At 26.4% G+C, this 12,317-nt stretch carries 12 protein-coding genes, 2 tRNA genes and 1 riboswitch; of the genes, 11 read left to right on the plus strand and 3 right to left on the minus strand.

Features of this window, described 5'->3' with window-relative positions; translation table 4 throughout:
• Positions 1 to 6 precede the first annotated feature (6 nt).
• The 6 genes from rpmB to OF364_RS02320 all read left to right on the plus strand — a co-directional run bounded on the left by rpmB (position 7) and on the right by OF364_RS02320 (position 2,852).
• Positions 7 to 204, plus strand: coding sequence for a 50S ribosomal protein L28 (gene rpmB, locus OF364_RS02295; RefSeq protein ID WP_205851115.1), 198 nt, complete (start codon positions 7 to 9; stop codon positions 202 to 204).
• A 129-nt stretch (positions 205 to 333) separates the two neighbouring features.
• Entirely contained in the window at positions 334 to 1,029 is a 696-nt protein-coding gene (gene mtnN, locus OF364_RS02300) for a 5'-methylthioadenosine/S-adenosylhomocysteine nucleosidase (RefSeq protein WP_263752586.1), read from the plus strand.
• Positions 1,029 to 1,790 carry a TatD family hydrolase gene (locus OF364_RS02305; RefSeq protein WP_205851113.1) on the plus strand — a complete coding sequence of 254 codons (762 nt, stop codon included), beginning with the start codon at positions 1,029 to 1,031 and terminating at the stop codon, positions 1,788 to 1,790. The genes mtnN and OF364_RS02305 overlap by 1 nt, the downstream gene beginning before the upstream one ends.
• A 1-nt stretch (position 1,791) precedes the next feature.
• Complete coding sequence (rsmA, locus tag OF364_RS02310; protein WP_205851112.1) at positions 1,792 to 2,574, plus strand: 16S rRNA (adenine(1518)-N(6)/adenine(1519)-N(6))-dimethyltransferase RsmA; 783 nt, start codon at positions 1,792 to 1,794, stop codon at positions 2,572 to 2,574.
• Positions 2,575 to 2,683: 109 nt separating this feature from the next.
• A tRNA-Leu gene (locus tag OF364_RS02315) sits at positions 2,684 to 2,770 on the plus strand.
• 6 nt (positions 2,771 to 2,776) lie between these two features.
• Positions 2,777 to 2,852: transfer RNA gene (locus tag OF364_RS02320), tRNA-Lys, on the plus strand.
• 50 nt (positions 2,853 to 2,902) lie between these two features.
• Here OF364_RS02320 and OF364_RS02325 read toward each other — a convergent pair.
• Positions 2,903 to 4,555: a hypothetical protein gene (locus tag OF364_RS02325; protein ID WP_404824619.1), complete on the minus strand. Its 1,653-nt coding sequence runs from the start codon at positions 4,553 to 4,555 to the stop codon at positions 2,903 to 2,905.
• A gap of 8 nt (positions 4,556 to 4,563) precedes the next feature.
• On the minus strand, positions 4,564 to 5,673 hold the full coding sequence (gene cypl / locus OF364_RS02330) for an ABC transporter thiamine pyrophosphate-binding lipoprotein p37/Cypl (protein WP_263774078.1): 1,110 nt from the start codon (positions 5,671 to 5,673) through the stop codon (positions 4,564 to 4,566).
• A 37-nt stretch (positions 5,674 to 5,710) separates the two neighbouring features.
• Positions 5,711 to 5,800, minus strand: a riboswitch (TPP riboswitch).
• A 96-nt stretch (positions 5,801 to 5,896) separates the two neighbouring features.
• Between cypl and OF364_RS02335 the strand changes: the two genes are divergently transcribed.
• From OF364_RS02335 to OF364_RS02355, 5 genes are all read left to right on the plus strand, one after another.
• Positions 5,897 to 6,232, plus strand: a complete 336-nt coding sequence (locus OF364_RS02335) for a S1 domain-containing protein (protein WP_205851109.1) — start codon at positions 5,897 to 5,899, stop codon at positions 6,230 to 6,232.
• A complete protein-coding gene (locus tag OF364_RS02340; RefSeq protein ID WP_205851108.1) occupies positions 6,222 to 7,544 on the plus strand; it encodes a glucose-6-phosphate isomerase in 1,323 nt (440 codons plus the stop codon). The genes OF364_RS02335 and OF364_RS02340 overlap by 11 nt, the downstream gene beginning before the upstream one ends.
• Entirely contained in the window at positions 7,537 to 8,505 is a 969-nt protein-coding gene (locus OF364_RS02345) for a lactate/malate family dehydrogenase (protein ID WP_205851107.1), read from the plus strand. The genes OF364_RS02340 and OF364_RS02345 overlap by 8 nt, the downstream gene beginning before the upstream one ends.
• Positions 8,506 to 8,540: 35 nt before the next feature.
• Positions 8,541 to 9,284, plus strand: coding sequence for an ATP-binding cassette domain-containing protein (locus OF364_RS02350; RefSeq protein ID WP_205851106.1), 744 nt, complete (start codon positions 8,541 to 8,543; stop codon positions 9,282 to 9,284).
• Between the two features lie 222 nt (positions 9,285 to 9,506).
• Positions 9,507 to 12,194 carry a coiled-coil domain-containing protein gene (locus OF364_RS02355; protein ID WP_263774079.1) on the plus strand — a complete coding sequence of 896 codons (2,688 nt, stop codon included), beginning with the start codon at positions 9,507 to 9,509 and terminating at the stop codon, positions 12,192 to 12,194.
• 28 nt (positions 12,195 to 12,222) lie between these two features.
• Here OF364_RS02355 and OF364_RS03075 read toward each other — a convergent pair whose 3' ends face one another.
• The gene (locus tag OF364_RS03075) at positions 12,223 to 12,312 is read right to left on the minus strand and encodes an IS3 family transposase (RefSeq protein ID WP_373422513.1); all 90 of its coding nucleotides are present in this window, start codon (positions 12,310 to 12,312) and stop codon (positions 12,223 to 12,225) included.
• Positions 12,313 to 12,317 lie beyond the last annotated feature (5 nt).

Genomic DNA, 12,317 nt, shown 5'->3' on the forward strand with positions numbered 1-12,317 from the left:
GAAAAAATGCCAGGAAGAGATCAATTAACCGGTCAGAAAGCTTTAAGTGGAAATAAGAGATCACATGCTTTAAATGCCACAAGAAGAAAATTTGACCTTAACTTGCAAAAAGTAACTGTTAAAACAGACAATGGTTCTAAAAAAACTCTTAGAGTAACTGTTAAAAATGCAAGAACCTTAAAAAAATATGGTTTAGTAGCCTAATAATTTTATAATTGATAATATTGAGTGGAAATATATTCCGCTTTTTTATTTCTAATTTTTAGTTCAATTTAAATTTAGTTAATAAATATATAATATTATTTATATTTATCATTGAAGGGATTAGTGTATATGAAACTAATAATATTTGCTGAAGAACAAGAAAGTGTTGATATATTAAAATCAATAAAAGTTAAGAAAACAATAACATTAGATAATGATTATTCTAAATACCAAGAATTATTATTGTGTGAATATAAAAATAAAGAATTTTATGTAGTTCATTGTGGAGTGGGCAAGGTAAATAGTGCTTTATTTTTATCTTGAATTTTAGCAAATGAAAAATTTGAAATAGATTACATTATTAATATTGGTCCAGCAGGAGGTTTGAAAGATTCAAATATTTCTCAAGCTTATTTAATTAAAAATAGTTACTATTATGATGTAAATTTAACTTGCTTGCCTAATTATAGTTTGGGTCAATTACCAAACAACATTAAAGAATTTAAAACTGATTTTTCATTAAATAAAAGAATTAATGCTTTTTTAAATTTAGATGAAGTCAATAATGCCACAGCTGATAGATTTTCAACTCAAAGTGATATTGAAATTATTGATAATAACTTTGACGATATTTATAGTGTTGATATGGAAGCTGGCGCTTTAATTCATACAGCTAATTTTTATAAAAAACCAATTTCAGTTATTAAAGTAATTTCTGACAATCTTATTAATCCAAGTAATTCAGATGAATATAAAAATAATACTCAAATTGTAAGCAATAAAATTAATGACATAATAATGAAAATTTTAGAAAGGTTAGATTAATGAAATATATTGATATACATACACACCCCTTTAAAGAATATTATGAAAACCCTCATGATGTGGTTAAGTCATGACACCAGGACAACATGGAATTAATGTTTGTAAACGGTACCTCTAAAGAAGATTCAGCAGAACTGTTGGAATTATGCGCTAAAGAAAAATATTTATATCCAATAATTGGAATACATCCAACACTATCTGAAGGTTCTAATGATGGTAAATATCTTGAATCAATAATAACAAATGATGTAATAGGAATTGGCGAGATTGGCTTAGATTATCATTATGATGACTCACCTTCAAAAGAAATTCAAAAAGAAGGTTTTATATCACAAATAGAAGTTGCTCAAAAACATAATATTGTTGTAGTTATGCATATTCGTGATGCATTAGAAGATGCATATGACATTATTTCTAAGCCGGAATATAAAAATACTAAATTTGTTTTTCATTCTTTTAGTGGCAACAAAGAATTTGCAAAAAAATGTATAAAGCATGATAACTTTTATTTTTCTTTCTCTGGTGTAGTAACTTTTAAAAATGCCAAAGATTTGCAAGAAGCTTGTTTAGAAGTGCCGATTGATAGAATATTTTGCGAAACTGATACACCTTATTTAGCACCAACTCCAATGAGAGGCAAACCTAATATTAGTCCTTATGTAGAATATGTTTATAGATTTATTGCTAATCTTAAAGGTATAGAAGAAAGTGTCTTAGTTGAACAAGTAAGGCAAAATGTCAAGAAAGTTTTTGGAGTTTAAAATGAACATTAAACCTAAAAAACGTTTTGGTCAAAATTTTTTAGTAAATAAACAAATACAACAAAAAATTGTAGATGCTGCCGAAGTTAATAATGAAGAAGTTATTGAAATAGGACCAGGTTTGGGAGCTCTAACTAATTTGATGATTCCTAAAGTAAAAAGCCTTTGTGCTTATGAAGTGGATAATGAAATATATGAATATTGGCAAAACAAAGAAATTCCAGATAATATAACTTTTATAAATGAAGATTTTTTAAAAGCAAATTTAGCCTCTGAAACTAAAAAAGTAGTGATAGGAAACATTCCATATAACATAACTTCATTAATACTTTTTAAATTAATTAATGAACTACATTTCATTAAAAGAGCAACACTAATGATTCAAAAAGAAGTAGCAGAAAGATTAATTGCTAAACCATGCACTAAGGAATATGGCAAGTTAAGTGTATCTATTCAAACAATGGCTGATATTCATAAAATTGTGACTGTGAAAGCCCAAAATTTTATACCTGTTCCTAAAGTAGATTCAATGGTTATTAGAATTGATTTTAAAAAAAATATTCCAATCATAAAAGATTTAGAATCTTATTTAAAATTTATATCAATATGTTTTCAGTTTAAAAGAAAAACATTAATTAATAATCTTATTAATACTTTTGATAAAAAAGATATTCAAAATATTCTAAATAATATGTCTATTAATCTAAATTCAAGACCAGAAGAATTATCGGTCAAACAATATATAGAACTGTTCGAAAAAACTAAGTCAACTATAAAAAAATAATCTTATTTTAAGCGCATATTTGCTTAAAATGTTTAATGCTAAAAAAATGATATAAAAATTGCCATTTTGGCAAAAAAGTATTATAATTATATAGCATTAAATTATTAATGCCCAGGTGGCGGAATGGTAGACGCTACGGACTTAAAATCCGTTGACTGTAACGGTCGTGCTGGTTCAAGTCCAGTTCTGGGCACCATATTATGCGCCCTTAGCTCAGAAGGTAGAGCAAATGGCTTTTAACCATTGGGTCAGAGGTTCGAATCCCCTAGGGCGTACCATTTCAGGAAACTGACATTAAAAAATCAGGAGCTTTTAATTGCTTCTGATTTTATTTTCATTTTTGTTTTGTATATTTTAGTCTAATTAAATATGAAACTAAACTAACGGTAGCAATAATAATTAAACCAATTCATAAATAAGGAGCTACGTCAGAAATTTCTTGATGTTTTTTTTGAGCTGCATGTTGACCTAGCAGAGATGATGATAAATATCCATAAGTTATAAAATTTCGAACAAGTTTTTCAATTTCAAAACTGGCTAGAGTAATAAATTCTAATTTAATCATTGGATGCACATAGTTGCGATAAATTCAAAAACTACTATATTTCATTTTCTTTAGAGCGTCTATTTTTTCTTGATTTAAAGCATTTGTGTTAAGTGCTAAGTTTCTAGATAGTGAAGAAGCACTATGGATACCAAAAGCAATAACAAATGCAGCAGAAAAACCATTAAATAGATTTGAAAATATCAAAAATATGGTAACTATTGGTATCGCTCTAATAAACATATTTATATACTTAAATATTAAACTTGTTTTTAGACCAACTAATGACCTAGTCATAATTAAAACTTTAAAATAAGAAATTAAATAAACTAAACATCATGTAATAAAAATTAGTACTCCAAATTCAATTAGCATATAAAAAATTCCATTTTCTTGAAAACTAAGATTTATTGCACTTCATTTTCCATTAAACATCTCTTTAAAATAACTAGAAGTGCCCGAGGCATAAAATTTCTTACCTGCAATTGAACTAATACCGAAAATACAAATAATTACAAGACTTAAAACAATTATTAAACCTATAATTTTTTTAGTTATCTTTTTTTGGCTATATTTCTTTTGGTTTATAACATTAGTTGTTTTATTTTCAAAAAATAATTTATTCATATTTAAAGAAACAAGTTCAACTAAAAAAAGAAAAATAACAAGCACTAATAAAGGAATTAAAAGTTGAGTGTAATCTAAAGGGTTGTTTTGAGGGTTTGTTAGAATTCCAATTCCTAAAAAACCAAGATTAGCTAAAATTGTTGCTCATCTAATATTAGATTCAAAGGCATAGAAAAAATATCCTGTAATTTTCTTTCTAATTTGTGGTCATATTTCAATTCAAAATGCTCTAAATTTTGAATACTTTGTTTTGGTTAAATGATAAAAAATATTAAAATTAACATTTTCAATAGTTTGTGAAAAATATTCATGTAATCATAGCCAACTAAATCAAGATAAAATAAAATAAATACTTAATTCTTTATCAAAAGAAATTTTAAATAAATATATGAAAAATAACTCAGGAAATATTCTTAGAAATATTACTAAAAATTTAACTGGTATTGCTACATATTTAGAATTCATTTTATAGTTTGAAAAATAAGCACTAATAAAAGCTAAAACAAAACCTAAAGATGTACTTAAGAGAACTATTTTAATACTATTCCACAAGAACTTTAAAGACAATAAAAATAAATTTTCACCTCATAAATTGCTATATGAATTAGGGCTAAAAAAATCTTTGATGCCTGATCAAAATAAACCTCAACCATTTCTAGCAAAACTAAAATTGATTATGAAAATTGAACTTATAATAAAAGCAATTATTATACAAGCCAAAATAATTTTTCAAACTAACCTTAATGGTCCTTTTTTAATAATTTGTTTTTGGTCAGAAACAATTTGCTCTTTAAAAAAACTATTAGACAAATACATTATTATTTAAAAATTTTTTCATAAGGATCAATAACTTCTTTTTGAATGTCTTCAATTGCTTTATATTCATTAAAACCAACTAATGGTCCATAGTTATCTTTTTTATGTTTTCAAACATCAATAATAGCATTTTTTAGAATTGTAATTTCATTATCAAAGAAGCTTTTTTTGCTAACCGCTATTACTTTGTATTTTAAAGGCTCGGTTACTGTTAAAAATTCAATTTTTGAATCCTTATCTTCAGGTGAATACTTATCATTGTTTTTTTTGTTATGTGTATATCCAAAAGATCCTAATTCATCAAAAACAATATGATATTTTTTTAATGAACCCTTACCTATATCCCTAGGTCTTCCAGTTGTATATTTTTCAGAATTATTTTTTTTGTCAATTGCGAAAGATTGAAAAGAATTGTCCTTCTTGTTAAAATGCTTTTTAAACAAAGCTTCTTGCAAAATATATTTAGATCCACTGGTTTCTTTTCCAGTTACAATACCAAAATTTCTAAAGCTATTTCAGTCTTTATTTTCTCAGGCTTCTTTAATCTTCTTCCTTTGTTTGCCTGTCCCTTGGATCATAATTAAGCCCCGATAGTATTCAACATTTTTTGTGTCATAAAAATACTCGTAGATGCTACCATTTCATTTGTAGCCATCATTTGTTCATTCTTTATAAGGTTTTTTGGCAAATAAATCCTGAGCATTTTTAGCGATTATTCTAAGTCTATCAGCATTAGTTCCATCACTATATAAGTCGTTTATGTTTAAATCAAATTTAAAAGCTCTTGTCATTGTTTGAATAATAGGAACTATATTTCTATCTCTTTGTTGAATAAAAAGAGGTGTTGTAACTATTGCTATATTAGTTGAACCCTTTTTTAAAAGTGAAATAGAATCATTATTTTCTTCAATAAAATTAATTTTGTATGAGACCCTTTTTTCATTTGTTGATTTTTGAAAACTATCAACAATAGCTTCAAAAAAGCCTCTAGGTCTTTTTCCATTTCAAGGTTGATTAACGCTAAACGATAATCTTTCTGTTTGACAAGAAATTGCCGTCAATGGAATGCTAAAAGGAATAGTTCCACTTAGAAATAAATTAAGTCTTTTCATATATTTTAAATCTCCTTTTATATTTAAAAGAGAGGGAGTAAAAAAATAAGAAACTCACTACGCTAGTATTAACTAGATCAGTTAATGAGGGTATTCTCTCAGCCTAATGGCACCCCTGTTCTTTTGTAATTATAATATTTATAATTATTACATTATATATTAAAATAGGCAACAAAAATTTATTAATTATATAATTAAATAGTACATATTTTTAAGAGGGTTTATGGAATATACAGTAGGTAAGATAATTAAAGCAAAAGTTCAAAGAGTATCTAAAAATGTAATTACTCTATTAACTAAAGATGCTATCAAATGCTTTTTGAGTATTAATGAAGTTAGCGATTATTATATTAATGACTTGAAAATGATGTTTAAAGTTGATGATATAAAGGAACTGTTAATTTTAGAAATAATGCCCAATAAGTCATTGGTTGTTTCATATAAACAAATACATCCTAAAGAATTACGAAACCCATTTAAATTTAAGTTAGATACCAAAAACACAAATTTTGATGCTTTATTAGAATTTACAAATAAAGGAATTGATTATGGCGATTAAAAATAGAATAGAAATAGATTGCTCAATGATAATGCAACCTAAAGTAATAGAAGAAAAATACTTGGAAATTGTATCTCAGCTAAATGCAAAAATTAACTCTAAAGAAGCTTTAGGTCAAAAGTATCTAGGTTTTTTTGAAATTGGTAAAAACATTCAAAGTGATGACATTCAAAATATAAAAAAGATTGTTAATTTTTTAGAATCAGAAAGCATTGAAGTATTTGTTATTGTTGCGCCTAAATATATATGTTTACAATCAGAAGCAATAATCAATTTTGTTTATGGTAAATTTAACCATAAAACCAAATTGAAACTTCTTTATGTTGATGAGAATATTAATGGTCAAGAAATGGCACAGTTGTGTCAATATTTAGAAACAAAGCGGTTCGCAATCAACGTTATTAGCAAGACAGGAGATAATATTGAATCATTACTAATTTTTCGAGAACTTGTGTTAATGCTAATTGAACAACTAGGTCCTAAAAATGCTAATCAATATATATTTGTTACAACAAATAATAATTATGGTCAATTATTTCAAACAGTACAAACCAAGAAATATAACCACCTCGTTTTATTAGACAATACTCCAGAAAAGTTTTTAAATTTTTCAGCCGCTGTTTTATTACCTTTGGCATGTGCAAAAATTGATTGAGAAGCCTATTTAGATGGAGCTAAGGAAGCTAATGAATTCTATTCAACAATGCCATTAAATAAAAATAATTCTGCTTACTTTTATGCTGTGGCAAGGTTGGCACTTAAAAAAGCACAATGGAAATATGAAAATATTGTAGTTAATTCAAACAGTCATTGTGATTTATCAAGACTATTTGCAATGTATTTAAATGCAACTTCTTATCGAAAAAATAGAGGTTTAATTGTCAGAAATAGTGTATACCCTTCTGATGCAAAAATTAATTCACACTTTTTTTCTGAAAAAGAAGGCAAGATTATTGAAACTCAAATACTTTTAAAAAACTCTTTAATAGATTACAGTATTGCTTTTCATAATAATTTTGAGGATGATGAATTTAGTTATTTGGTTAAACAAACATATAATCAAATTGGCAATACTTTAAATAAAGTAGTTTCAGATAACCATTTTACATATGAAGTCCCTAATATTAAAATATACATTCAAGATACAGAAGCAAAAACCTTAGGATGATTAGTTACATTTATTCACCGTGCTGCAATCATGTCGGCATATTTAATGGAAATAGATCCATTCGAAGATGATGGACTAAGAACTTACAATATTGAATTATCTAAGAAATTTACAGAACTAATGGGAGGAAAAAAGAATGACTAAAATTGGAATTATAGGAGTTGGAGCAGTAGGATCAGCATTTTTATATGCTTCATTAAACAAATGAATAGAAGCTGATTACATTCTAGTTGATGCTTTTGTTGATTATGCTAAAGCACAAGCCAAGGATTTAAGCGATGCAGCGTGTTCAATGACAAATAATGGTTCAACTTTTAAAGCGGGTACATATAAAGATTTAAGTGATGCAGAAATAATTGTTATTACAGCTTCAGTAAAACCAAAGGAAGGTGTACTAAAGGATAGATTAGAATTATTAACAGATAATGCAAAATTAATTAAACAAATTGCCTTAGATGTTAAAAACTCAGGCTTTAAAGGGGTTACAATTATTGCTTCTAATCCTGTAGATATTATGGCATCAGTTTATCAACAAGTAACAAAATTTGAAGCATCAAAAGTTATTTCTTCAGGAACCATTTTAGAAACAGCAAGAATGAAGAAATTTTTATCTGAAAAAATAAATGTTAAAGCTGGTTCAATTACAGGATTTGTAATTGGTGAACATGGTTCAAGATGTTTAATACCATTTTCAAAAATGCGTATAGGTTTAGGGTCATTAAAAGACTGATTAGCTAATGGAACTATCACAAGGGAATGATTAGACAATTTAAATCAGAAAGTAAAAGACGAAGCATTTGAAATAATTACGGGTAAAGGTATTACAAACTTTGGAATTGGTGAGAATTTAGCAGAAATTACACAAGCAATTTTAACAGATAGACAAGCTGTTTATTCTTTGGGGGTTAGATTACCTGAAGAGTATTCAAACCACGGTATATATTTTGGTTTACCTGTGATTTTAGGAAAAAATGGCTATAGACATTTGCCTAAAATAAGACTAGAATTAGATGAACAAATAATTTTTGATAGTTATTCAAAAGAAATGAAAGAAACAGTTATTCAAGTTTTAAAGAATCTAGAAATAAAACCCGATTTTAAATAAGCATATGCTTATTTTTTTATATTATAATTTTAGCTATGACTAAAATTGAATTTAAAGACTATTCAGCTACTTATAAAAAAGATAGTAAACTAATTTTAGATAATGTTTCACTTACAATTGAACCTGGTCAAATGATAGCTATAATCGGAAAATCAGGGGCAGGAAAAACCACCATTTTTAATGCTATATTAAAACAATTAGAAACTAAGAATGGCTCACTATTAATTAATGATACAAATATAGATGACTATACTAAAAAAGAATGAAAAAATCAACTTTTAAACACAGGTTATCTATCACAAGAACCAAATTTAATTGATTATTTAAATGTTTATGAAAACATCTTACATTTTTATCCAAAATATAAAAATGCTTTTTTAAGTTTTTTTAAATTATTATCAAAAAAACAGAAAGAAGAAATTTTTTTAGTTTTGGATAAATTAAATTTATTAAATAAAGCATATACAAAAATTTCTGAACTTTCTGGTGGTCAAAAACAAAGAGTAGAAATTGCAAAACTATTATTAAAAAATGTGAAATTGATTTTAGCAGATGAACCCACGTCTAATCTAGATATCAAAACGTCTAAAGATATAATGAGCCTTTTAAAAGAAATAAATAAAGACTTTAAAACAACAGTTTTAGTTAATATACATGATTTAAATATTATTCAAAAATTTTTCGACACTTATATTTTTATAAAAGAAGGCAAAATATTAAAAATTGGAAACCCGAAAAGTTTAAGTCAGAAGCAAATTGAAAAACTATACGAATCATAAATTATAAAACATGTCTTTTTATTAGTGCACACATCCTTTATAGTGCTATTTTACTAATTAAGGGATGTGTTTATTTTTTGTTCTATTTCATAAAAAATATCCAAAAATATCTCAAAAAAGCAAAATATTTACAGAAATTGTCCCAAAATGCCCAATATATATATATATATATATGAAAAGCGCTATAATATAAACTTATAAATTACGAATATGGAGAAAATTATGGATAGTTCAAAAAAAATAAAAATAGCAATAGCGCTAGGTACAATTGTTACTTCAGCATTAGTAACAGCTGTAGTAACCAAAATTATTTTGTCAAATAAGGAAAAATCAAGGCAAAACCAAAAAAATGCTGACACTGGCAAAATAACTGATAAAGAAGTTGAAGACCTAGATAAACTAGATGCTAATAAAGATGAAGACTATAAAGCACTTAGAAAACTAATTGAAAAATTGATTAAGATTTTAGATGCTGGTTCAAAAAATGTGCTTGACCCTAGTTTAAGTGATAATGATTTACAAAACGAAATCAAAAAACTAGAAAAGCACATTGCAATTGGTGATAAAGTAGTTTTAATAGTTGACAAAAATATTGTCAACATTAATAACAACCAAGCTAAAGTTGATCAACTTAAATCTGATAAAAATGTTCTAATAAATGCTTTAGATAAAGCCAAAGAAGCTTTAAAGCAAGCTAAAACAAAACAAGAGCAAAAAGATAAACAAAAAGCTGACCTTAAAAAAGAAGCTGAAGCACTAATTAAAGAAATAGATAAAAAGATTGAAGAATCTAAGAGTGCCATTACAAAAGCAGAACTTGAAGGATTTATTGAAGCTTTGGAAAAATTAGTTGATAAGGCTAATGTTTTAGTTCAAAAACTTAAAACTTTAGATGATAAAGAAACTGAAGCTTTAGTAAATCAAGCAATCGAAAGAGCAAAAGAGGCAATCAAATCTCTTAAAGCAAAATTAGAAGTTGCAAAAGATGAAGCTAAAGAAAAAGCGGAATTAAATGATTTTGCTAATAGATTCAAAAAACAAGTTGAAGAACTTATTAATAGAACTAAGGATTTAAATACAATTAGTGAATTAGAAGAAGCCTTAAGAGATATCGATTTATTAGAAAAAATAGGTTTAAAAAATTCAAAAAGAGCGCAAGAATTATCCTTACCTATGGCTAAAGGAATTATTGATGCAGCTCTAGTTGATCTTAATAATCACAAAGAAGTTTTAAAACAGAAACTTGAAGATTTAAAGAAACAAAAAGAAGAAATTAAAAAACAAATTGAAAAATTAGATAAAAGCCAAAAAGATACACAAGATGCTTTGAAATCAAAAGATAAGGAACAAATTAAAAAAGCTAAAGACGCTTTAGATGCTGAAATTAAAAAATCAGAAGAACTTCTTGAAAAAAACAAAGATAAAAAAGATCTTAAAGACGATAACAATTCTTTATCTAAGAAAATAAAAGAAGCTAAGGAAACTCTAAAAACAGCTGAAGAAGATTTAAAAAATAAAGAACAAAAAGAAAAAGATTTAAAAGATAAGCTTAAACAAGCAGATGAAAAATTAAAGGAAGCTTTAGATAAAGCTAATGATGCTTTAAAAGGCAATGATGCCAAAGATGTAAAAGATGCAAAAGACAATCTTAAAAAAGCGACAGAAGAAGCTAAAAAAATTGAAAAAGAAGCTAAAGATCAAAACTCAGATGATTTAACAAAAGATTTAAAACCAAAAATCAAAGATGCAGAAACAAAAGATGCTGAATTAGATAAAAAATTAAAAAAACTTTTAGAAGGTATTCAAAAAGAAAGCATTAAATCGATTGATGATGAGATTGAAAAAATAAACAAAGCTTTAACAGCTGCAATGAATGCAAAAGGAAAATATGATACTTCTGTTTCCGCATTAACAACCCTAGACAAGGTAAATAAAGATGCTAAATTGTTATCAAGCAATCTAAAAAATGATTGAAGAAATGAAGCGGCTGCAGTTAAAAATAAGCTGGACATTTTAGATCAAAAAATTGCTTCTTCTGAACTTTGATATGCGCAGTTAAATAAAGATAACTCGGACTTAAGAGATCGAGTAGAATTGAAATATAACACTGCTAATAATGATTGAAATAAGAATAATTCAAAAATTGATCAAATTCTTAATTCATCTGACAATGGCAGCATTAATGAATTAAAAAATAAGTTAGAAGAAACAAAGAAATTAGCACAAGAATCATTTAATTTTTCAGAGCTTAGCGATTATAAGAGAATTAAAGATGATTCAGATGCATTAATTAAGCTAATTGATGCAGCTTTAGCTAAAATTAAAAATAAACTAGTTGGTAATAATGAAAGCACAATTATAAAAGCTCTTCAAGACCAAATAAATATTCTAAAACCTTTAAAAGAGACTCTTGAAAAGGCTACAAAATATAATGAACTAAATTCAAGTCGCTTAAGAAATGCTATTCCAGGAGCCAAAACTGTATACGAAACCCAAAAAGCAAACCCTGGTTATGCAGGCAATATAAATATCAAAGGAAAACTAAGCGAACTTAAAACCTTAATTGAACAGTCTGAAAATGTAGCTGATCAAGCAGATGCTAAAAGACAAGCCATTGAACAAAGCATTATAAATAAAATGACTGCTGCTACAAAACAAGAAGAGACAGCTGATAAAACTTTAGATGCAGCTGGTACTGATAAAACTAAACAAAACCAAGCCAAAGATGAATACAATGAAGCTTTAAAAACAATTCAAGAAGCTTTAGTTGAAATTAATAATACATCTTATAATAATGTAGCCAAAGTTCAAGAGGCTAATGATATAAGAAGAAGAATCACAGATAAAATAAAAGGCATTAATGATAAATTTGAAAAAGAAAAACAAGATGTAACTGATTTTAAGAATTAAACATGTCCCCTATTAGTGGACAAATCAATTAAACCTTTCTCATGTAATGACACGGAGAGAGGTTTTTTAGTTTAATTTGTATTCTAATATTATTATAGTAATTTATAAAGTCAGTAATTAGCT

Origin of the sequence: Mycoplasma enhydrae, from assembly GCF_025779955.1 — a bacterium.
Classification (GTDB): Bacteria; Bacillota_I; Bacilli_A; order Mycoplasmatales; family Metamycoplasmataceae; genus Metamycoplasma; species Metamycoplasma enhydrae.